This window comes from Herbaspirillum camelliae (genome assembly GCF_001929405.1).
GTDB lineage: Bacteria > Pseudomonadota > Gammaproteobacteria > Burkholderiales > Burkholderiaceae_D > Herbaspirillum > Herbaspirillum seropedicae.
Genome location: NZ_KV880769.1, coordinates 501,944 through 522,673, shown reverse-complemented (window position 1 = coordinate 522,673; position 20,730 = coordinate 501,944). Strand labels below are relative to the sequence as shown.

The following is a 20,730-nucleotide window of genomic DNA, read 5'->3' as shown; positions in this document are numbered from 1 at the left end:
TCTACATGACCAGGGACTGGGCCAGGCTATTGCCGCTTTCCCGTATCACTGCAGACACCGCATTCACAGCATAGTCAGAGCGCACATGCTTGCGCAGCGAGCGCTCGTCCACCTTCTTCAGTAAGCTTCTGACGATGAGGTAGCGTCTCAAGAGGCGGCTTGAAATGCGGATGCGGTGCACTGCCGAATCCACATCGGGCGATTTCGATAGCTGACTCAGGCATTTTGAAATGGCCCAACCGTTGACCCTGCGCTCACTGCGCAGTCTTGATACGATCGGCACGGCGGTTTCACTGGCGTCGGGGTAGCTCGAAAGACCTCTTGATTCTCGATATCGTTTGAGCATCGCCATTGCCGGCGCCGGCACGTGGACATACTTCTCTGTCGGCATATTTTTCTGTCTAACCCGAAGCTGCCAGATGCCGTCGAGTGCCAGAAAGTCTGACATGACGCCATCGGCAAGTTCTTGGGACGACAACGCCATGCAGAATACGAACTCCGCCACGAAGAATTGCCGTTCCAACGGGTCGCGAGAACCTGCTTTGAGTTGGGGGCGGTTATGCCATTGCTGTCGAAGGGCATCCCATTCATCGACTTCCTGTTGCGATGGGGCCGTTAACGAGGGAGCTTTGGGGCTATCTGTGGGAAGCTTGAGCTCAATAGAGGTCCGCGGGATACGGATGCCGTGGCGTTCCAGTTCAGCCATCATACGGAGAAGGACATCGCGAGTGAACGATAGCGTGCGAAGGCTCTTCGTGCCTGGTCGCGTGGCCAGCGTTTCTCCCGAAGCGAATGCGTGGAGATAGCGTTCAAGATCTGCTTGGGTTACAGATTCGAAAGTGAGCTTTTGTCCAAGTAGCCAAGCCTGTACTCGTTCGAGCTCGCGCTGATAGGCGCGGCAAGTGTTGGGTGTGCCGGCATAGCGGTCTACCCAACTGGTTAGTACCTCAACAGCGCGCTTACTCTTCGTTGCCAAGCTGCAGCTCCCCTTCAACCAAGCCTGCGAGATCAATGGGACCGACGTCGATCTGATTTTGCAGATGCTCGTAGAGATCTAGGTCGGCGCCTGGAGCCTCGAGTGAGAAAATCAATGCAAAGCGGGCGTTGGTAAGCACGCGTTTCAGCTTGAGACGTTCTCGCCACCATCCAATTACTGGATAGACTGCGAGAATATTGCGGGTGGCCAGTTCGGCAGCAGTGCCAGTCCAAGTGTCCGAGTGGATAGAACCGTGAGCCTGAAGCTTGGCACCTAATGTCCAGCCAGTATCTTGGTTGGCTTCAGGAACATCTTCTTTGTCGGTTAGCAGGGCATGGTTGATGCGTTGATTGAAGGCCTGCGCGCTCTCGTCCCATCGCCGCAGGGTGAACCGAAGGCCATGGGACGCATAACGGTATTTTTTTTCCCAGCCCCGCTTCCCAGGGCTCGGTTCTACAAAGTACGAAAGCGTGATCTTCAACCGAACGGTTTGTTCTGCCAGACCCAATAACACCTCTTTAGGCCAAGGGAGCTCGAACAATCGCAGCTTGTTCATTTTTCCGCTCGATTTCTCGATTCGGTATGGTTGGAGAGACGACTGAACCATGATCGTCACGCCATCACGCACGCTGTTTAAGGCTCTTTCAGGAGATACGACGCCATAGCCGACTGTTTGCAGCATCCGACGCTTAGTCACCTGAGAATTGTCGGTGAGGTATCGCGCAATTTGTGATTCTGTCCAGTTCGCGTGGTGGACAATGAGGCCGCGAACAGTCTCTGGCCAGGCATCCGGATACTGGGTCATGATCTGAGCTGCCAGTCGCGACGCCAACGCAGTGGCTGCGCTTGTCATATTGAATGTGACCGTTGGGCGGAATGTTAGAGCCCGGTTGGTCGTCAACATTTGCAAGGTGTGCGGTTGGCTTGTTTCCGTTCCTGTTGGATCGACAGCCAAATTTCCACCTTCAAACAATACCTCTGGCTTGACCGGCCATTCGCGGCTCCAACCAAAAGATGTCGAACTGAAAGGGCTCAGATCGCCGCGGCCGGCTAGGGCTTGCCAGCCAGCGTAATCAGGAGACGCAGGTAACGACACTTTATCGGTGTAAGCTCCAACAGTGAGCACGTTCCATGCTTGAGCCGGCTGTTCAACCATGTAATCTCTGTTTGACGTCGGATACCCCAACCATCTGTCGTCGGGGGAAACGTTGCCGGCGCTGATAGCGAACAATCGTCTATTTCCCGCAGTGGCACCATCTGCGAGCGAATGGCCGAAGGCAAGTTGGTCGAGTGCAGCAGAATAGGCGGATGGTTCGCCGGATTCGTGTGAGCTGGTGGTAATTGCCTTGCAGATGACACGCCGGCGGTGTGGCGCAGCGATTTCACAGCGCGCTACTGCCTGGGCAACAACCTGGCCCAGTACTTCATGATCGACCGCTGCGTCAAAATTGGGCGGCGCCATAATCTTCACTGATTCAAGCCGATGCTCGACTTGTTCTGGATCGGGACGCGTTGCAGCAGTATGAAGGCATCCATAAAGCGCTAAACCCGCCATCTTTGTGCCGTGACCGTCGTGGTCTGCAGTACCCCACGCAGTGTCTACGGAAAGCATGTCGGTGGGCTTCAACGCGGGTTCCAGCAATGGATGTGTTCTCAAAATTCCGGTATCAAACACGGAAACGGCAACATCGTCGGCTCCTGTGATCTGGTCCTCGAGAGCCTCTACGATCGCATCGTGTTCATGCACCGTCATATTTTCAGGAACGGCTAGCGGTTCATTTGCTCGCCGGATCTCTGCGATCATATTTAGGACGACGAAAGAGCGAGCAAGCTGGGCCTTGCTGCAGCGCGCATGGACGACAATGCGCTCTGGAAACTCAAGTCGTTGCTGGGCGAGATGGATTTCGAATTTCTGCGCTGCGAAGTGGAACCGGTTATAGACGGCCGCGGGAGTCAATTTCTCGGAACGTAACCAGAGCTCCCACCAGACTACATCATTGTCTGCGGGGATCGGGCCCACATCGGTCCATAATGCTTCGAACGCTGCGACACCGATGGATTGAATACTTTGTGCCAACTCCTTATTTCTTGGCTCGCGAGTTTTTCCGGTATCAACGTTGATGTAGTCATCGATCTTCGCAATCAACGAGCTGATTTTTCCGTCTGGGATGAAGCAGGTAGCGTACATCTTGTGCTCTACCTTTCTGACGTTCAGCAGTTGAATATGGCCATGGCCCGAGTCAAGGCGTGGCAATGCCAATTCAAGCTCCGGAAAGCTCTCAAACTCCAAAATAATGCCAGGGGACGATGGAATCTGGAGCGCAGCAAATTCTCGTTGTCGCTCCACCAGAACAGGCAAGATGACTTCTTCCAAGGTGCGTTTGAGCCTTCTGCCGTGCACCTTACGGTCTACATTGGCAACTTCGAACTCGCCCATCGGACCGCCTGGTCGGCGGCGATATCCCTGTTCGATGGTCGAGCGATCTCCCAGCCACAGATGTGGCAGACGTTCTACTTCCCCAGCCATATACCCCCGCTACTATTTTTAGTTGTTGGTAAAGGTTTTTTTATCTTGGATGCGTTGCTTGATTGCTTTGGTCAGTGCTTCAATCGTAATGGCTCGGTTGCCACTACCAATGACTTCTTTGAGAGCGTCGTCGTAAGCGCGTTTGCCATCGGCATAGCTGAGACCTTCAACCAGTGGTGCGATCGAATCCCAAGCGATTGAACGATATTTTTTTGGAGTGCGACGCTGCATCAGCTCGATGAATTCATCGGCTGTAGGGAGTGAGAATTGGAGAATGTCGTCGAAGCGTCGGAAAAGAGCTTCGTCGAGGATTTTGGGATGATTTGTGGCCGCAACGATGACGCTTTGGGAGGCATCCTGTTCAACCATCTGCAGGAATGCGTTCAGGATCCGGCGCAGCTCCCCGATGTCGTTGTTCGTTGCGCGTTGCTGCCCAATGGCGTCGAACTCATCGAAGAGATACACACCACGTACTTGCTGGATGCTGTCGAAAATCAAGCGTAGTTTCGCCGTAGCCTCGCCCATATAGCGAGTGAAGAGGCTATCCAAACGCAGCGTGAACAATGGCAGCGACAAGGCGCATGCCAGAGCTGCCGCGGTCATCGTCTTGCCGGTGCCCGGCGGACCGATGAGGAGAACCTTGCGGCGGGCTTCCAGACCATGTTCGGCGAGAAGCGCGGATTGACGCTGTTCGCGAAGCAGCCTGTCTAGGCGCTCACGAGTGTCAGGCTCAAGAATGAGATCGTCGAGCTGAGTTTCGGGGTAGGTGACATGAACCAGGTCGGCCAGCTCGCCTTTCGGTTGGCGAATTGGAGTTGGTTTGCGCGTGGCGGTAACGACGACTTCTGGATTACGGGCTTTGACCTGGTCTACCAAGTCGCGAATCTCACCCGCCAACTTCCCATGGCCGGCCTTCGCTTCGCGCGCAGCAATCTGCAGCGCGAGAGTCATGAACTGATTCTCGTCCGCATCCTTATAGGCGCGAAGCATCGCCTTGATTTGATCGCCGTTAGCCATTTTCTTTTCCTTGGACTCGTACCCCCCGGACGAGTTTTATCCAAATTTTCCCGAAGTTTAGCGCCGACGAGGGGATTCGACTAGTAAGACACTGATATTTTAAATATCAGTGGTTAAAAGTAAAGCGAAATCTCACTTAACGAGAAAAATGGTTTCCAAAGAGCCACAGGGAGTGTACTTTGCTGTCGATGCACATTCCGAGTTTTGCGCACCAAAGAGAAAACGGCCCACCAAAGTGGGCCGTTTAAAATTTCGTTTGTCTTGAGGGGGAGGCAGCCACCGGAAGGCTTTGCCCGCTTGTCCTCAAGCACACCAAGCAGGTATATGACCGCTTTTTTGTGGGCTATGCTGAAGGAAGGCCAAATACCCGAGCAATTTCCTGAAAGTAGCAAGCGCGCGTGATTGGCGGCATCAATTTTCCATTCTAGGCAAATCAGCATTAAAGGAGTTTGCAATGGCAATTACTTCCTTATCCACAGAAGAGTTTTCCCAGGATGTATTTAAAGCGATGAGTGCGACCGAGAATGGTCCGGTTCTTATAGCTGACAGTGGCACGCCAACACATGTATTACTTAGTTACGCGGATTATCAACGCTTACTCGCGCAGAAGCGCAGCATTGCTAGCAGCCTAGCCATGCCAGGCGATTCTGATGTGGAGTTTGAGGCCCCACGCGTCAATCTTAGGGTTCGGCCTGCCGACTTCACGTGATCCTAGCTGGGCAAGGATCCGATCTAATATCGATGCAGCCGGGAGTTTGAGCCGGCAGTTGGATGGTTCCAGAATTTCACTGCGGCAGTTGGATGGTTCCATTGTATGCAAGTGCGGGGCTGAATAGCGCAGGCGAGCAGGCGGATTTGTGTCCCTATAACTCGTTATGACAGGCAGGAGAACGTGACCCCGGCAGAATTAAGGTTCTACATGGCGGCAGCACGATGCTTCCATCTACACTAGTCGTCGTCCGACTCAACGTCAAAACGGAAGGATAAGTCCGCCGTTTGGCAGCCTTATGCTTCCAACTCACTGTGGCATAAATGGGCGTCCACCTTCAATGCAGGTGCAAGGCGCGAGCCGGTCTTCTCTACCAACCAAGTGCCAGGCTCGATACAAAATTGCAAAAACAGCAACGTATTCTGCTGGGAAACAGTATGCAGGTGTTGGCCGATAGATACCTTGCGCGATATCAATTCCTCACCATGGGTCTTGCCTGTTCTTTGGATATTTGTCGATTCTCTAGGTAAAGGTCGCAATCAGCGCTCTTCGGCGCAGATGATTTCGAGCGCTTGTTGCCGTGAACGATTGCGTGTCATGGACGGTGGGGGGCCGAGAGGTGGGGCAGGCGGGCGGTTGGATTTCTTCTGTAATTGGGGATGGTGACAAAGCTAACTGCCAAATTAACAATTCCATCGAGTCGGCCCCCCATCCATGCGAGGTCCTGATCCAATTGGTCATTCATTAACGATCCGCAAGCTCTTTAACCCGGTACCACTAAAGATTTTCCACTGAGACGAACAAATATCTCCCAAAGATACAAAAAATCAAGTTTTTTAGTTATACCTGAGCATTCCCAGAATAATTGTCTAGGCTGGGGACCATTTTCAAACCCATCTCCAATGATTAATCGATCCGCCTTTACCCCCTTCTTTACAACAAATTCCACACCTGTTTGCCTGCTATAAAATGCAACGTTATTGGTTATCTCTGCTACAGCCAACCCCATTATCTGAACACGATTAAGGATTTTTTCATTATTATCAAAGTCCGTTAAATCTCTAAATGGCAGAGATTGATACAAACGGGTCTTTTCTAACTGGATTTTACTTTCTTTGACTGCGGCTAGTTCGGCTTGTGCGACTACCAGTTGGTATGCGGATTGGTTCCACATCTGCTCGGCAAACGCCATGGTTTTTATTACTTTCAATATAATTGGCGGAACGACTTTCTCTTCCCCTGTAAAAAAGCTTCCTTCGAAGTAATTGGGTACCTCTTCGATGTTATCGGCCGCCCTGCTGCTCTTTAAATCCTGCCCATTGAGTGCAGCCACGGCAAATGCAAATGAGTCCGCATTTTTAATGGCCATAGCAGGAAATTCATTTATAAAATTGAAGAAACGATGCTGGCCATAGGCGATATCTTCGGCGTCGACACCTGGAGTGGCATGGGCAATTTCATGAATAATTGTCATGGCCAAATTGAAATCGCTATGCTTAAGACCCGTTGGCAAAAACGTTATTAATGCCGTTTCTCCGGAACCTTGGGTATAGGCATTACCATCTCCTTCGTCGATGTTTAACACTCTGTATCCTGTCAATTCTCTTTCGATATCCTCAGCTAGTTCATTATTGACCTCTACCGGCTTTCCTTTAATAAGCGTCAGCGTTTCAAGCATCGCTTCCAGTCGAGGTTTGACGTCCCATAAATTATCTTCGTGAAAGTATTGCTGAATACGTTCTATAGAAGCGTCGATTGCCTCGATGCCTCGACGCAAGTAGTCATGGGCACTATCAAACGCCTTATTAAGTTTGGTTGGGATTTTGGATTGCCCGACGGCCTTTACGCGCGCTCTTTGTATCGTCTGCTGTCCGTGCGAAGTAAAAAAATCAATGGGAGCAGCCACCATTGATTGTTTCGCTTGCATCGTTCCAACGGAGACCGCTCTGCCTCCCATCACATCCGCCTCAGTCTCCAGCCCCGCGTCATCATTGATGGCCATTCCCTTCATCTGCGTGGTCGGTTTCACTCGCCCTTGCGCTTGCTGTACCACGTGCCAAGCCTCATGTGGCAGATGCTTCTCCTGCCCCGGCGCAACATGGATGTCTGTTCCCTGCGCATAACCCAGTGCGTTCAACTGTGCAGGCTGCGATGAGTTGTAGTGCACCCGGACAGAACCCATCGACACGCCGGACAGCGACTCGATGCCGCTCTTGAGGTTGTCCGGCAGGCCGGTGTTGTTGTGGCGCGGTAGCGCTTCGACCTTCTGAAGGGGGGCTTGCGGCGTAACGGCGGCTTGAAGTCGGACCTCGTCGTCGTTGGCCTCGGAGCGCTGGGCAGGCGCACTCTGCATGGCGCTGAACCGGGCGGCGTCGGCCATCCGGGTGCTGGAGTCCAGCATACCCTGCAGGGTGCGAGCCTGGGCGCCTTGCGGGCTGACATCGGCCATGATTTGGTAAGCGCGCAATTGGGAAACTGCCGGGCCGGCGTCCGCCAGCACTTGCAGCCCCTTCAAGGCGGCGGTTTCGGGCCGGCGGTCGTTGAACTGCAAGGCGCTTTCACCGGGCTCTTTGGCTTCGCTGCGGGATTGGTGCTGTTTGTCGGCATGGCTGCGCATGGTGGCTCCTGGGCGAGATAGGCAGCCGCCCGGGGCGGAGTTCAGCGCCGCCGGCCAGCATGCATGGTGTCATATTATGCAGTGCACCTGATGGAAACGTAAGGCCGCGATTGCCGTGACTCAGTTAGTGGCTGCTTTACCCATCAATGCCCGCCCAATAGGCGAGCGGCTGTGGGTAAATGTTGGTATTCAAGCTACTATTGCAGAGCGCATCAGGGCCATCAGTTCTCGATGCAACTCAACAGTGTCTCCTCAAGGGCGCCTCACGCGACGCCACCAGCACCGAATTCGGTCCTGGCCATTTCAACATGACCGCTATGCATCCAAAACCCATCTCGCTTGGGCATCGCTGGTACATACCGTCGTTAGCAGGCGGAGGGAGTAATGATATGGGACTTCACTTCGCTGATGCGCGCGCACTTGCCAGCGTTCGAATACTTCGCGCGATATCAATTCCTGACGAAGGCCCTGGTGTGTTCTCCCGAATTCGGTGACGAGCTCAGATGAAGGACACCGGCTGGAACTTCTCCTGCAGAAACTTCCCATTCTTGATCAGCGCCTCGGCGTCGTCCTTGTTGATCAATTCAGAAAGCTTGGTCAGCTGATTGGCGAGTATGTCCAGCTGATCGAGCAGCAACTGCTTGCATGTCTTGCCGCCCTCCACCGTGTGGACAGCCGCAAACGCCGGCGGCAGCTGCAGGTAATTGCGCACGGTCTGAGGCAGATCTCGTGTCACCGCATTGATGAGCACGATGGAATGTTGCATGGCTACCTTGCCTTCCTGAATCTTCGGCACCAGATCTGCGACCGTCTCCCTCATTTTCCCGAGCTTCTGGATTGCCTCCTTCGGCAATCTGGACCCGGCTTGCGAGAGCAACTGGTCAATCGTTTCCCGCATCTGGTTCTCGCGTTCCTCCTGCAGTATTTCCAGGTTCAGCTCCCTGTCTTGCGGCGCTCCAAGCCATCCCGCCACGTACAGTGCCACGACGATCGCGTACCACCAGTCATTGATGAAGCCCGCAAAGAAGCAGCCCAAGCCGACCAGCGCCAGGACGCAGCCGGCCAGGTTGCGGGTGCTGTACAAGAAAAGCAGCGCCCGGAGCTTGAACGATGGGCTCCCCATTACTGATATCCGCGTATTTCTTTGAAGATAGCCTGCAGCCCTGACTTGCGACCATCGAAAAGGCGTCCGCCGGTCATTTCAGCGAGTTTCTTCAGGTCGCTGGCGCTGGCTTCACCGAACATGACCGTAAAGACCTTGATGCCTTGATCCTGTGGCGGCAAGGAGCGATACCAGCTGGCGAACTGGTCGATGCTGATGCCGTCGCCATTCTGGCCATCGGTCATCACCACCACCGAATAGAACCTTGCGGGATCCTTTTTACGGCGCTCGACCGCGCTCTGATAGGCCGTTTGGGTGGCCGAGTAGATCGCAGTGCCGCCACCCGCACTCAATGAGTTCACGCTGCGTTCCAGGCTCTTGAGCGTTTGCTGGTTCATGCTGGCGTCATCGCCCATGGCAAAGGACACGCTGGAGAGGACATGGTCGCTAAATGGCACCAGGGTGATGTGCTCGCGGTTGCGGAACTTGGCAAACCGGCCACTGATGGAGCTATCCGCGCCAGCCAGGCCCAGCATGGTCGTCTTCAGGCTGTCGATACGCTGGCCTGACATGGAACCGCTGGTGTCCAGAACGAAGGTGCTGTCTGTGGGCAGGCGGACGTTGTTGTCGAAGGCATAGAGGATGGCGTCAACAACGGCAAGTTTGGCCGGGAACGACAGTTCAGCGATGGCCGGCATAGCGTCGTCCGGGCTGATGGCATCCGGGTTCACTGGCCGGCGCAGCGTTTGTTTGGCCATCTCCCGCTGGAACTCTACCCCGCGGATGTACGCCACCAGCTTGTCATAGTCGGCGCGCTTCTGCGGGTTGATCAGCATCAGCGGGTAGTCTGCCGTCACGATGCCATCGCGCGGATAGATCAGGACCAGCTTTTCGGCCAGGTCACCACTCCTGTTCATGGACTGCAGCGTGGACGCATAGTTGATGAGGCCGTCAACCTTTCCTTGCTCTTTCATGAAGGCGTCGGAAAGCCAGCCGGAGCTGCCCGCCGTAAGCCGCTGCGCTTTGAAGAAGGCGGCAAGGCGCTTGGAGTCGATGTCTTTCTCTTCGAGCGCATCCCCTTTGCCCGAGAGCGCGCTGGCCAAGCCAAGCAGACCGGAGAAGCCGGTGTTTGACGAGGTCGGATTGGTCATGCCGAAGGTGAACTTGCCTTGCTCGGCGGCCACCGCAATGTCCTTCCAGGTCAACTGAGGATTGTTTTCCCATCCCAGTTCTTTCGCCTTGCTGGCTTTGAGACCCAGAACGACGGGCGTGAGCATGGTCCGCTCCGAGGCGATGATCCTGGACTTGGCCCCCGGCACCAGCATCGCATAGTGATTGTTGGCCAGCCAGGCAAGATCAGTGGCGTCACCCGCCTGCAAGCGCTCCACCGCCTCCAGCGTGCCGGCGTAATTGAGCTGCAGCCTGATGCCGGTCGCCTTTTCGATCTGCGGCAGCATGGGCTCGATGTCCTTGAGCTCGGAGCCGGCCATCACGGTGAGCACATTGCCGTTGCTGGAATCCGATGCGGTCGTGCTGCTGTCGCAGCCGGCGACAAGGAGCGCCAGACCGAGAACCACAACGCGTGCGATATGTTTCAACATGGGCAGCTTCCTCAGAGATTGACAGGACCGTCGATGACGGAAGTCGTGGCGCCGGCCTGGCGGGCTTCCTGGGCACGGCTGCGGTCAATGTATTGCTCTGACTTGCTCAGCAGGTTCCTGAGCACCAGGTTGTTCTTGCCCATGTTCTCGATCGCAGCGGAGCGGAAGTTGTCCATGGCGTCCATCGCCTTGTAGGTCGTATCCAGGGATTCCTGCAGGACCTGAATCCCGATCAGTGGATTGGCAGCGAACTCGCCGGTCTTCTGAACGTGCTGATCCAGTTGCTTTGCAGTGTCGGAGACCAGGTTGCCGATACTTTGGCTCACTCCGCTGAGCATGTTCATGACTTCGATCTGGTTGCCCGTGGCGCGGGCCACCGTTTGCGCTGTCGCCAACGCCGACATCCCGGTGGTGGCCACCCGATCGCAACCGTTGATCATCTGCCGCGCGTTCTTGAGCAAGATATCGGTGGACAAGTAACCGAACACATTCACGGCCATCTGCGTCTGCATATCCTGCAAGTTCTGGCGGGTATAGAACAGGACTTCCTGCTCGATGGCCTTGGCGCGCGCGGGATCGGTCGCCTGCAGCGAGGCGGTCTTGGCGGCCAGCTGGGCATCGAGCTGCTCGGCGAAGTGAATCGCTTCCTTGAGCTTGAGCATGGCCTGCCACAGGCTGGCGCGCACTTGCTTGATCTCGATCTCGTCACGCGCCATATCATCCTTGGCCGCGTAGATCTGCGCCATGATCGATTTCAACTGCGCGCCGGCGCTCTGGTACTTGCGGAAATAGGCTTGCAACTGGTTCCCGAACGGGATGAGCCCCAGAATCTTGCGCGGCGCCATCAGATCCCCTTGCCGTCCGGGGTTGAGCTCATCGAGCTGGGCGCGCATGGACTGGATGGCCTTGAAGGCGGACGATTCTTCGATACCCGTAAAATTGCGTTCCATGAACCGACCGCTCATCAGCGCGGCGGCGTTGGAGATCTGTTCCCGGCCGAGGCGGAAGGCCGCATCCAGGTTCTTCTGGAATGATTCGCTCTGGACGTCTTCCTTGAGCAGCGCTTCAACGAACGACGTTACCTGGTTTTCCACCTGCGTCTTTACCTGGGGAGCCAACTCCACCGAATCAGTCGCCTGCGTTGCTGGCACCTCTTCCAGGACATCCGGAGGTGTCAGGGTAAATTTCTTTGTCTGCTCTTGGGTTTCCATGCGTTCCTCAAAGGTGGTTTATTGGAATTTCGCTTCGATGGACTTGATCATCCGTTCGAGGATTTCATACGACGGCGGATCGATGACGTCGGTCAGGATCGTCGGCGCCTCGAGTTTCTTTTGCTTCAGGAACGAAGCGAACAGGTCTGGCGACGATGTGCGGTAGCCATAGTCGGCGGCGAGCTTTTGCAATTGCGCATCGGTGGATAACAGCTCGCCCAGTCGCCGGCCGTTTTCGTTGAAAGGCACCAAGGTGTGCTTGGTGTACAGGGTCGGCTGGGGATAAAGCAGCACCATGTCCGCATTGGGTTGGGCCCGCTTGGACTGGTATTCGAGGAATTGGCTTTCGTAGATAAAGACCAGCGGCGCCTTGCCCATGCCCATCGTCGTGAAGTCTTCGAAGGGGCCGGCGGAACTCGACTCCTGCAGGCCCTGGCGGACAAAGAGCGAGGTCACGAACGGAAGCACCTTGTTCAGTTGCGCATTGTTGTCCACGACGTTGTTGCCGTTGGCCACATAGGAGGCCAGCGCCAGGTACATTGCGCCCGAGTTCGATTTGCGCACGTCGGTTGAGCTGATCAGGATGGTCTTCCCGGTGGGGAAAACGGTGTTCCCGGGAAGATCCTTCCAGCGCAGTCCCTTTTCGCTCATGGACAGCAATTTCCCCATGTCGACGACATACCATGAGCCGTCCGCGCCTTTTTTCACCACTGCTGACTGTTCGAGCACCGGTATGAGCTGGCGCCAGCTGGCGATCGCCATGGGCGTAAAGAACGGCGTGAAGACCTCTTTTGCCTTGATCTTGTTCTGAAGCGTGATCGCCGCAGGCGTGCCGGCCGGGAATGCAAAGTCGTACCCGGCCAGGTCGCGCGAAGCAATTTCGCGCGAGCCGACCTTCTCGACCGTCAGCTCAAAGCCATGCTTGGCTAGCAGTTTGACAACAGATGGATCGTTGAAGAATGACTCCTTTTCAGACCCGATCATGCCTTTCAGGTGGATGATGGCCGCCTGGGCCGCTGTCCGTGCATCTGATTCGACCTGCCGGGTGTGGGATACATAGACGGCGCCGGCAACGCCAGCCAGTACCAGTACGGCGAGAACCGGGCCGAGAATCTTCCTCAAGCTCATCAATGCTCCATCTTGGGTTTAAACGATTGTGGTGACCGGAATACCGGATTCATCCACATCGTAATGAACGAATGTGACAAGTTCGTTAGATTCCCCGTTATCAATAAAAATAGTTATGAAAATTCGGCAGAAGACAGAGTGGGAAGCACAATGACAACACTAAGTTGCGAGCTGGTGCGCATGTGAAGCCATGACTCCATGGGGGGAGCCGTCCGGCCTCGCCGGGGATCTCTTTCCGTTTCGCCAGCAAATCACTTGGCTGGCACAGACCGCCGACCTCTGACAGCCGGCTGCACCCATCGACATCACACGAAATAGGCGAAAAAAAGGACCGCGCTGGCGGTCCCCTGTCCATCTGCTTGCCGGCCTCAGCCCAGTCGCCCCGGACTCAACGCCGCCGCCTCCACCCCAAACCGCGCAATATGTGCCGGCACCGGTTCGCCGCGCACCAGCGCCGCGTAGGTCTCGCCAGCAGCAGGCGCAGACTGGATGCCATAGCCACCCTGGCCGGCGGCCCAGAAGAATCCCGGCAATTCGCGGTCATACCCGCCCACGAAACTCCCATCGGCCACGAAGGAACGCAAGCCCGCCCAGACATGCGCCGGGCGGCGGATCTCCAGCGTGGTGGCGTTCTGGATATGGTCGATGGCAATGGCGATGTCCAGTTCCTCTGCCTGCACATCCTGCGGCGGCACCGGATCGGCATTGGCCGGCGACCCCAGCAGCAACCCGGCGTCGGGCTTGATGTAGAAGGACTCATCGACCGGCATGAACATCGGCCAGTGCTCGCTGCCAGCCGGGGCTGCAAACGTGAACGCCGAGCGGCGCTTGGGTTGCAGGCCGATCGGTGCGGCCCCTGCCAAGCGGCCGATCTCATCGGCCCACGCACCGGCGGCGTTGACGATCACGCCGCCCAGCAATTCGCCCTGGCTGGTGTGTACCCGCCAGGTCTGGCTACCCTCGTCGCGGGTGATGGCTTGCACCTCTGCATGGCACAGCACGCGTGCGCCAGCCGCACGTGCGCCGCGCAGGAAACCCTGATGCAAGGCATGCACGTCGATGTCGCTGGCATCCTCTTCGTAGACCGCGCCGATCAGGTCTTCAGCGCGCAGCACCGGCACCATCGCGCGGGTCTGCTGTGCATCCAGGCGCAGTACCTTGTCCGAGACCGAGCGCACCAGGGCCTCATGCTCGTCCAGTTGCGCCTGCTGCGCCGAGTTGGCGTAGAACAGCGCCCCGCGCGGGGTGAGCAGCGGATGTTCGGCGAAACCCTCGGGGGGATGATCGAAGAAGGCGCGGCTGGCGCAGGTCAGCGCACGCACCTGCGGCGGACCATAGCTCTCCATGTAGAGCGCGGCCGAGCGGCCCGTGCTGTGATAACCCGGTTGCGATTCGCGCTCCACCAGCAGCACGCTGCCGTGCTGCGCCAGCCAGTAGGCGATGGAAGCGCCGGCAATGCCGGCGCCGATGATGAGGTAGTCGACGCGCGTGTGGTCACTCATGGGCAGGCTCCTGGTCTTGACTCGGACTTCAGACGGCCGCCACGACGGCCACTTCCACATCCAGGCCGGGCAGCATCAGCAGCGCCTGGACGCAGGCGCGGGTGGGCGCATGGCCGGCGGGCACCCAGGATTCCCACACTGCATTGAAGGCGGCGAAGTGCTCGGGACTCGAGAGCCAGACATTGGCCGACACGATCCGCTCACGCCCGATGCCCTGTGCCTGCAGCTGTGCGTCGATCTTGGCCAGCACTTCGGCGGCCTGCTGGGGAATGGGCGCGCCGGCATGGCCCGGCACCTGGCCGGAAACAAAGGCAAAACCATTGGCGATGACCAGCTGGCTCATGCGGGCATTGGTGTTGAAGCGTTCAATCTTGTTCATCGTGAGCGGGAAGAATTCTCGAAGTTAAAAATAATAAAAAATATAAATAATATAAATTTGATGCGGCTCTATCAGACGGCCGGTCCGCCCGACTGCTCCGTCCCCTGGCCCTGCAATAGCGGCGGATCGGTGACGATGGAAGTGAGCGGGGCATGTACCGTCTTGAGTTTGGCCAGGTCAGGCCTTGGCCGGCACAGCGTCTCGTTGCCGACAAAGGCCTGTTCCAGCGCGGCGGCGCAGGCCAGCAGGCGGGCGTCGCCACGGAATGGTCCGGTGACTTGCAGACCGAACGGCATGCCGCGATGATCGCGTCCGCAGGGCAGCGAAATGGCCGGATTGGTCGCCAGCGTGACCACGTAGGTCAGGGCCAGCCAGCGATAGTAGTTCTCCAGCGCCACCCCATTGACTTCCTTCAGGTACAGCTCGCTCCAGGGAAAGGGGGACACCGGTGTGGTGGGCGAGAGGATCAGGTCGTAGCGCTCATAGAGTTGCTGGAAGCGGCGGAAGATACGGGTCTGTTCACTCTGCGCCCAGGCGCAGTCGAGCAGGCTCATGGCCGCGCCCATCTCATAGTTGGCGCGCGTGTTCGGTCCCAGCGAAGCGGGATCGCGGCGGTAGGCCGCATCGAAACCGGCCACGAAGGCTTCGGCGCGGATGACGTCGAAGGCGCGGTGGGCTTCGCCCATCTCGACGTCGACTGGCTCGCACAGTTTCACGTAGGGGGCGATGGCGGCCATCTTGTCGCGGAACACCTGGCGGATGCCGTTATCGACGTCGCAGACGCCGAAATCTTCCGTGTAACCGATACGTAACTGCGCCAGATCCACCTGCGGCAAGCTGGCGAACTCGCCGTCACTGACCGCATAGCCCAGTGGATCGCTGGCATGCAGGCCCACGGTGGCGCGCAATTGCAGCACGGTGTCGGCTACGTCGCGGCCCATCGGGCCGACCACTGAAATCGGTGTCCAGCCCAGCAGCTTGCGCTCGCTGGGCACCAGTCCCGGGGAAGGGCGGAAACCGACCACGCCGCACTTGGCGGCGGGAATGCGTAAGGAACCGCCGGTATCGGAACCCGAACACAGCGGCAACAGATCGGTCGCCAGGGCTGCCGCCGAGCCGCCCGACGAACCACCCGCATTGAGCAGCGGATTGAAGGGATTGCCGGTCGCGCCCCAGACAGCATTGCGGCTGTTGGCCCCGGCACCCATCTCCGGCACATTGGTCTTGCCGGCGACGATGGCGCCGGCGCCGCGCAGCCGCGCCACCAGGGCGTTATCCCGGGCCGGGATATTGCCGCGATAGAGCGGCGAGCCATAGGTGGTGAGCAGGCCTTCGGTTTCTTCCAGGTCCTTGATGCCGATGGGCAGGCCGTGCAGCAGACCCAGCGGCTTGCCATCGATGACGGCCTGCTCGGCGGCGCGCGCCTCGCTGCGTGCGCGTTCGAAGCAGGTGGCGGTCACGGCGTTGATGTGCGGGTTGATGTCTTCGATGCGGGCGATGCAGGCTTCCAGCAGTTCGACCGGCGACAGTTGCTTGCTGCCGATCAGCTGCCGCAGTTCGACTGCGCTTTTTTCAACGAGCTTGTCTTGCATGGAAAGTCCTTGTGGTGGATCAGGCGAGCTGCATCTGGCTGTCGCTCTTGTTGGTGTGGATGAACAGGCTTACCAGCACCGAGAAGAAGGCTGCGCCGATGAGGAAGCTGAAGGCGTAGTCATAGTTGGCGAAGGCGCTGACCAGGAAACCGATCACCAGCGGCGAGATGAAGCCCGCCAGCTGGCCGCCCAGGTTGACCATGCCCACGCCGCTGCCCACCAGCTGCGCTTGCAGCATCTTGGTGGGCAGTGCGATGCAGGTGGCCAGCACGAAGGACTTGAAGAAATAGGCCAGGCATTGCCAGGCGATGACGCCTTCGACGCTGGCCGCGCTGTACATGCAATAGACGAACACGGCTGTGAGCAGGGAGCTGCCGATGAGCAGCAGTTTCTCGCGGCCATCGAAGAAGCGCACCATCACCCAGCCGCCGATGGCGGTCGACAGTCCGGCCATGATGTAGGGCAGTGGCAGCAGCAGGCCGACCGCCTTCAGGTTCAGCCCGCGCACCGTCATCAGGTAGGTCGGCATCCAGGTGTCGAGTCCCTTGTTGATGATGGACAGCCCGAACCACACCGCCACGATCTGCCACATCAGCGGCATCTTCATCAGCGCCATGAAGGCCTGCTTGTTGATGGCCCCTGCACCGCCCACGCCGGGGCGCACCGGTCGCACGCAGAACCAGTAGACCAGGGCGAACACGACGCCGGCGATGCCAATGTAGTGGAACACCGCGCGCCAGCCGTAATGCAGGATCAGCGGGGCGATCAACAGCGGCGCCAGCATGCTGCCGATATAGTTGGACGACATGAGCAGCGAGGACATCTTGGGGCGCTCGTCACGGCTGAAGTTCTCGGCCACGCCCTTGACGCTGGCCGCCGGAAACGCGCCTTCGCCCAGGCCGAAGATGAAGCGGATCATCACCAGGCTGGTGACCGACCAGGCCATGCCGGTGACGCCGGTGAAGAGCGACCAGAGCAGGATGGAAATGACGATCACCGGCCGCGACCCGTAGCGGTCGGCCAGCCAGCCGCCGGGCAGTTGCAGCAGTGAATAGCCGAGGAAGAAGCTCGACAGCAGGATGCCCAGATCGGACGGCTTCAGATGGAATTCGCTGGCGATCTGCGTGGCCGCGAAGGTGATCGCGGCGCGATCGATGTAGGAGACGCACCAGCCCAGATACAGCAAGGCCAGTACCAGGTATTTGTATTTCCCCTTCCTTACCGCAGCATCCATGAAGCGATTCCTTCCGGTGCGACGACGGGCCTGCCCCGTCGATTCGTTGACCGATGCTAAGCCTGCATGAGGTTTGCGGCAAGTAGAAGTTTTCGAATAAGTCATTGCCGAATCGGCAAACCGTTTTCGGGCCTCGTCCCGCTGCGAAGCTATGCCGAGCTTGGCGATGAGTTCTACAATGCCCCCATGACTACCATTCACACCCGCGTACTGCAGGAGACTGCGGTGCGTTACTTCCTCGAGGTGGTGCGGCGCGGTTCCATCACCGAGGCGGCCAATACGCTCAATGTGGCCTCGTCGGCCATCAGCCGGCAGATCGCGCGGCTCGAAGCGGAACTGGATACGCCCCTGTTCGAACGCGTGGCGCGTGGCATGCGTCCCAATGCCGCTGGCGAGCTGCTGGCCGCGCACGCCTTGCGCATGCAGCTCGAGGCCGAGCGCATCGGCAATGAACTGGCGGCCCTCAAGGGATTGCGGCGCGGCGAGGTCAAGCTGGCCTGCACCGAGGGCTTCGCGCTGGAATTCGTGCCGGCCACCATCGAGCAGTTCTGCCGTCAGCACAAAGGCATCCGCTTTCAGCTCTCGGTGGGCAATGCGATGCACGTGGCCCAGCAGATACGCGAAGGCGCGGTCGATCTGGGACTGACCTTCACGATGGCGCCTGACGCCGACATCAAGGTCGAGTTTGCCCAGCGTGCACCCATCCTGGCCGTCATGCATCCAGCGCATGAACTGGCCCATCGCAAGCAGGTCAGCCTGTCCGAACTGGCGCCCTATCCTTTGGCGATGCCCAAGAAGACCATCACCATGCGCCGCCTCATCGATGCCTGCTGCAGCCGCCGCAATGTCTTGCTGGAACCCACGCTGGCGGCCGACTCGATCAGCGCGCTGCTGTGTTTCGTGATGGCCGGCCATGGCATCGGTTTTTCTGCAGCCTTGCCGATCCGCAAGCTGGTGCGCGAGGGAAAGCTGGCGGCGCTGCCCATCCGCGACAAGGACATGAATACGCTGCAACTGGAAATTCAGTCACTGGCCGGACGCACCTTGCCCGATGCGGCAAGGGCCTTTCTCAACGCCCTCATTGCGCGGGCAGCGGGACGGCATTGATGGCATTGATTGAGCGGAGATGGCGGCGCCGTGCACTGCGGTCCACTATCGGGCCAGGTCGGGGTGTTGGCGTGGGCGCTTGTGATACCGTCATGGCACGGGTAATCCGTAGTCAGCGCAAGGACGGAACCGTCCCTGTTGACCATCCACTTAAAGAACGGCTGCGCTGTGCGGCAGAGAGTTTCGCATGAGGATTCTACTTACGGGCGCATCGGGACAGCTGGGGCAGGCATTGCAGCCCATGCTGGCGCAACATGGCGAGCTGCTGGCGCCTTCCAGTCGTGCACTCGATCTTGCTGACCGGCAGGCGCTGCAGTCTTTCGTCCAGCAGGCGCGGCCGGGGTTGATCGTCAATGCCGCCGCCTATACCGCAGTGGACAAGGCGGAGTCCGATGTGGCCCGGGCGGAGGCGGTCAACGCCCTTGCTCCCATGATCCTGGCGCAGCAAGCGCAGATGCTGGGCGCGCCGCTGGTGCATTTTTCAACTGATTATGTCTTCGACGGAAAGTCGGCGCGGCCCTACGTCGAGACCGATCCCACCGGTCCGCTCAACGTCTATGGCCGCACGAAGCTGGCGGGCGAAGAGGGCATCGCCGCGCATTGTGATGCCTACTGGATATTGCGGACCAGTTGGGTGTATGGACTCGACGGTACAAACTTCCTCAAGACGATGTGGCGTCTCGCAGGTGAGCGGGAATTTCTAACTGTCGTGGACGACCAGATCGGTGCTCCTACCTGGACGCATACCATTGTCGATGCCTTGGCGTGCATGCTCGCTCATGGCGCGGATGCACAGCAGAGCGTGCGTGATACCACCGGTCTTTATCATCTGAGCGCTGGTGGTGCTACCTCCTGGCATGGATTTGCACAACGCATCCTGCAATTGCTGCGCGCGCAGGGCGAGACAGCACTGCTGGACCCGGCCCTGGTGCGCCCGATCGCCAGCGACGCCTATCCGGCCATCGCGCAGCGGCCGCGCAATTCGCGTCTCGATACCGGCCTGCTGAGGCGGGCGTTTTCCCTTTCCCTGCCGACCTGGGAAGAGGCCTTGGAGCGCTGCCTGCACGCGCCATCGCAGCGGGAAGGGCAGGGCCAGACGTCGGGCACGCCGACGCCTGGCCTCTAGAGAGGACAGGGACGCGGTAGCGTCCGCAGAGCCTGCGAGCAGGCTTACTTGCTCGCCGCCACGGCTTCCAGGATCACCTTGGCCACGTCAGCCGGACGCGATTGCTGCGGCACGTGGCTGGCCGGCAGTTCGGTGGTCTTGGCGTTGATCTGCTTGGCGAAGGCGCGCTCCAGCGCGGGCTGGATCATGCGGTCCTTGGTGCTGACGATGTACCAGCTCGGACGGGTCTTCCAGGCTGCCGTTTCCACCTTGTCGCCAAAGGCCTTCATGGCGATCGGACCTTGTGTGGCCGCCATCACGGCAGCCTGCTTGGCTGGCACGTCCTGGGCGAAATCGGCGGCCAGCGCAGCCGGCGGCAGGCTGGCGAAACCGGCCTTGTCCACCGACAGCTTGGCGATGCCCGGCGGCACCGGCAGATCCTTGCCGAGGTCGCCGGTGGCCTGGCCCGCATCCGGAGCGAAGGCGGCCACGTAGACCAGGCTGGCGACCTTGTCATGGTTGCCAGCTTCGGTAATCACCGTGCCGCCCCAGGAGTGACCGACCAGCACGACCTTGCCGGGCTGGTTGTCGATGGCGCGACGTGCGGCGGCCACATCATCGGCCAGCGAGGTCAGCGGATTCTGCACGGCGGTGACCTTGACGCCCTTGGCTTGCAGCAGGGGGATTACCTTGGCCCAGTCGGAGCCATCGGCGAAGGCGCCGTGCACGATCACCACCGAGGCTTGCTCGGCCGGTGCTGCGCTGGCGGGGCCGGCGGCGCTGAAGGCGGCCGCGACGGCCAGTGCGCCCAGGGCGGTCTTGAGGTTGAAGAGGCGGGACGATGCTTGCATGATGTGCTCCTGTTGGAAGTGATGAGGGGGTGTCCTGTGACCTTGTTGATGTCAGCCAGGCCAGTATAGGAA

Annotated in this window: 16 protein-coding genes; 3 read left to right on the top strand and 13 right to left on the bottom strand. The window is 58.6% G+C overall.

The features are described 5' to 3' along the window. Position 1: 1 nt before the first annotated feature. From BGK68_RS02365 to BGK68_RS02355, 3 genes are all read right to left on the bottom strand, one after another. On the bottom strand, positions 2–976 hold the full coding sequence (locus BGK68_RS02365) for a site-specific integrase (protein WP_143432931.1): 975 nt from the start codon (positions 974–976) through the stop codon (positions 2–4). Beyond that, on the bottom strand, positions 960–3,413 hold the full coding sequence (locus BGK68_RS02360; RefSeq protein ID WP_075255761.1) for a S8 family peptidase: 2,454 nt from the start codon (positions 3,411–3,413) through the stop codon (positions 960–962). Before BGK68_RS02360 ends, BGK68_RS02365 begins: the two co-directional genes overlap by 17 nt. 108 nt (positions 3,414–3,521) lie before the next feature. Next, positions 3,522–4,520 carry an AAA family ATPase gene (locus BGK68_RS02355; protein WP_075255760.1) on the bottom strand — a complete coding sequence of 333 codons (999 nt, stop codon included), beginning with the start codon at positions 4,518–4,520 and terminating at the stop codon, positions 3,522–3,524. Positions 4,521–4,974: 454 nt separating this feature from the next. Here BGK68_RS02355 and BGK68_RS02350 point away from each other — a divergent pair, with 454 nt between their 5' ends. Beyond that, positions 4,975–5,229, top strand: a complete 255-nt coding sequence (locus BGK68_RS02350) for a type II toxin-antitoxin system Phd/YefM family antitoxin (RefSeq protein WP_075255759.1) — start codon at positions 4,975–4,977, stop codon at positions 5,227–5,229. A 763-nt stretch (positions 5,230–5,992) separates the two neighbouring features. On the opposite strand, the gene BGK68_RS28180 is transcribed toward BGK68_RS02350, so the two are convergent. From BGK68_RS28180 to BGK68_RS02300, 9 genes are all read right to left on the bottom strand, one after another. After that, entirely contained in the window at positions 5,993–7,846 is a 1,854-nt protein-coding gene (locus tag BGK68_RS28180; RefSeq protein ID WP_158035405.1) for a M35 family metallo-endopeptidase, read from the bottom strand. 499 nt (positions 7,847–8,345) lie between these two features. Continuing rightward, a complete protein-coding gene (locus tag BGK68_RS02335) occupies positions 8,346–8,969 on the bottom strand; it encodes a hypothetical protein (protein ID WP_075255758.1) in 624 nt (207 codons plus the stop codon). Continuing rightward, a complete protein-coding gene (locus tag BGK68_RS02330) occupies positions 8,969–10,549 on the bottom strand; it encodes a VWA domain-containing protein (RefSeq protein WP_075255757.1) in 1,581 nt (526 codons plus the stop codon). The genes BGK68_RS02335 and BGK68_RS02330 overlap by 1 nt, the downstream gene beginning before the upstream one ends. Positions 10,550–10,560: 11 nt before the next feature. Then, the gene (locus BGK68_RS02325) at positions 10,561–11,760 is read right to left on the bottom strand and encodes a toxic anion resistance protein (protein WP_233149221.1); all 1,200 of its coding nucleotides are present in this window, start codon (positions 11,758–11,760) and stop codon (positions 10,561–10,563) included. Between the two features lie 18 nt (positions 11,761–11,778). Next, complete coding sequence (locus BGK68_RS02320) at positions 11,779–12,888, bottom strand: hypothetical protein (RefSeq protein WP_075255756.1); 1,110 nt, start codon at positions 12,886–12,888, stop codon at positions 11,779–11,781. Between the two features lie 368 nt (positions 12,889–13,256). Next, a complete protein-coding gene (locus BGK68_RS02315) occupies positions 13,257–14,390 on the bottom strand; it encodes an NAD(P)/FAD-dependent oxidoreductase (RefSeq protein WP_075255755.1) in 1,134 nt (377 codons plus the stop codon). Positions 14,391–14,418: 28 nt separating this feature from the next. Continuing rightward, entirely contained in the window at positions 14,419–14,769 is a 351-nt protein-coding gene (locus tag BGK68_RS02310) for a RidA family protein (RefSeq protein ID WP_075255754.1), read from the bottom strand. Between the two features lie 71 nt (positions 14,770–14,840). Beyond that, positions 14,841–16,361, bottom strand: coding sequence for an amidase (locus tag BGK68_RS02305; RefSeq protein ID WP_075255753.1), 1,521 nt, complete (start codon positions 16,359–16,361; stop codon positions 14,841–14,843). A gap of 19 nt (positions 16,362–16,380) precedes the next feature. Then, positions 16,381–17,595 (bottom strand): MFS transporter, encoded by a 1,215-nt coding sequence (locus BGK68_RS02300; protein ID WP_075255752.1) that lies wholly within the window; start codon positions 17,593–17,595, stop codon positions 16,381–16,383. Between the two features lie 186 nt (positions 17,596–17,781). Between BGK68_RS02300 and BGK68_RS02295 the strand changes: the two genes are divergently transcribed. Further along, on the top strand, positions 17,782–18,702 hold the full coding sequence (locus BGK68_RS02295) for a LysR family transcriptional regulator (protein ID WP_075255751.1): 921 nt from the start codon (positions 17,782–17,784) through the stop codon (positions 18,700–18,702). Between the two features lie 187 nt (positions 18,703–18,889). Beyond that, positions 18,890–19,828, top strand: coding sequence for a dTDP-4-dehydrorhamnose reductase (rfbD, locus tag BGK68_RS02290; protein ID WP_075255750.1), 939 nt, complete (start codon positions 18,890–18,892; stop codon positions 19,826–19,828). 44 nt (positions 19,829–19,872) lie between these two features. Here the strand turns inward: rfbD and BGK68_RS02285 are convergent, their stop codons facing one another. After that, positions 19,873–20,658 carry an alpha/beta hydrolase gene (locus tag BGK68_RS02285; protein ID WP_013236292.1) on the bottom strand — a complete coding sequence of 262 codons (786 nt, stop codon included), beginning with the start codon at positions 20,656–20,658 and terminating at the stop codon, positions 19,873–19,875. Between the last annotated feature and the right edge of the window lie 72 nt (positions 20,659–20,730).

What these genes read in the sequence shown, in the direction of transcription:
- BGK68_RS02330 (WP_075255757.1), bottom strand. Translation starts at nt 10,549, where the DNA reads ATGTTGAAACATATCGCACGCGTTGTGGTTCTCGGTCTGGCGCTCCTT.
- BGK68_RS02295 (WP_075255751.1), top strand. Translation starts at nt 17,782, where the DNA reads ATGACTACCATTCACACCCGCGTACTGCAGGAGACTGCGGTGCGTTAC.
- BGK68_RS02325 (WP_233149221.1), bottom strand. Translation starts at nt 11,760, where the DNA reads ATGGAAACCCAAGAGCAGACAAAGAAATTTACCCTGACACCTCCGGAT.
- BGK68_RS02350 (WP_075255759.1), top strand. Translation starts at nt 4,975, where the DNA reads ATGGCAATTACTTCCTTATCCACAGAAGAGTTTTCCCAGGATGTATTT.
- BGK68_RS28180 (WP_158035405.1), bottom strand. Translation starts at nt 7,846, where the DNA reads ATGCGCAGCCATGCCGACAAACAGCACCAATCCCGCAGCGAAGCCAAA.
- BGK68_RS02285 (WP_013236292.1), bottom strand. Translation starts at nt 20,658, where the DNA reads ATGCAAGCATCGTCCCGCCTCTTCAACCTCAAGACCGCCCTGGGCGCA.
- BGK68_RS02300 (WP_075255752.1), bottom strand. Translation starts at nt 17,595, where the DNA reads ATGGATGCTGCGGTAAGGAAGGGGAAATACAAATACCTGGTACTGGCC.
- BGK68_RS02310 (WP_075255754.1), bottom strand. Translation starts at nt 14,769, where the DNA reads ATGAACAAGATTGAACGCTTCAACACCAATGCCCGCATGAGCCAGCTG.
- BGK68_RS02335 (WP_075255758.1), bottom strand. Translation starts at nt 8,969, where the DNA reads ATGGGGAGCCCATCGTTCAAGCTCCGGGCGCTGCTTTTCTTGTACAGC.
- rfbD (WP_075255750.1), top strand. Translation starts at nt 18,890, where the DNA reads ATGAGGATTCTACTTACGGGCGCATCGGGACAGCTGGGGCAGGCATTG.
- BGK68_RS02360 (WP_075255761.1), bottom strand. Translation starts at nt 3,413, where the DNA reads ATGGGCGAGTTCGAAGTTGCCAATGTAGACCGTAAGGTGCACGGCAGA.
- BGK68_RS02320 (WP_075255756.1), bottom strand. Translation starts at nt 12,888, where the DNA reads ATGAGCTTGAGGAAGATTCTCGGCCCGGTTCTCGCCGTACTGGTACTG.
- BGK68_RS02305 (WP_075255753.1), bottom strand. Translation starts at nt 16,361, where the DNA reads ATGCAAGACAAGCTCGTTGAAAAAAGCGCAGTCGAACTGCGGCAGCTG.
- BGK68_RS02315 (WP_075255755.1), bottom strand. Translation starts at nt 14,390, where the DNA reads ATGAGTGACCACACGCGCGTCGACTACCTCATCATCGGCGCCGGCATT.
- BGK68_RS02355 (WP_075255760.1), bottom strand. Translation starts at nt 4,520, where the DNA reads ATGGCTAACGGCGATCAAATCAAGGCGATGCTTCGCGCCTATAAGGAT.